Source organism: Sphingobium sp. (assembly GCF_041987595.1).
GTDB lineage: Bacteria > Pseudomonadota > Alphaproteobacteria > Sphingomonadales > Sphingomonadaceae > Sphingobium.
This window is the reverse complement of sequence record NZ_JBHIWJ010000215.1, coordinates 1-684: the sequence shown is the minus strand read 5'-3', so window position 1 is coordinate 684 and position 684 is coordinate 1. Positions and strand designations below refer to the sequence as shown.

Genomic DNA, 684 nt, shown 5'->3' with positions numbered 1-684 from the left:
AGCAGTGCAGCGAAACTACGCAGACCGATTACTTGCATCTTTCCCACTACAAAGCTTGCGGGATTATCAATCGCGTCAATTCGATTTATGGCGAACCATTTGCCCATGAAATCTCGGATTTTCGGTGATGGGGCCAAAGGAAAACGCTATCACTTCAAGACACAGCTTGGTTTTATCCTGTATGTCAATTATACTGCCGCTGACTTCGGTTAAAATCCGTTGTCAACAGATCGCGCCGGTGCCCGAGAGGGTTTAATTCGGGAACACGGTGAGGAGCGGCTTTTGCTGATCCGAGTCCGAGGCTGTCCCTGCAACTGTAAGCGGCGAGCGCGATGCACATCGCTTCCACCTTCGGGCGGAAGCAGCCACTGGGCCTTACGCTTGTCCAAGCGCGGCCTGGGAAGCTTGGTCGCTCTTGCTGCGGTCCAGGGGATGGCCATGGCACGGTAAACCTCCGTCTGAGCGACGAATCGATGTGACTGGGTCTTTCAGCGGCCCCGGCGCTGCGGGCGCGCGCCAGGAGAAAGCTGCTGACCACCTCACGTGGCGACTTGGTCTTGGTTCGTGGCGTCCGGACCGGAGACACCTGCAATGCAAATGTCATATAGTGCCTGACGTTATGGCAATCCGCCGCTTGGTCACCCTCAAGAAAGACAATGACCATTTGGTCGTAGAGGTAGACCT

Annotated in this window: 1 riboswitch. The window is 55.6% G+C overall.

The features are described 5' to 3' along the window. Nucleotides 1–219 precede the first annotated feature (219 nt). A riboswitch (cobalamin riboswitch) is annotated at nucleotides 220–456 on the top strand. The last annotated feature ends 228 nt before the right edge of the window (nucleotides 457–684 follow it).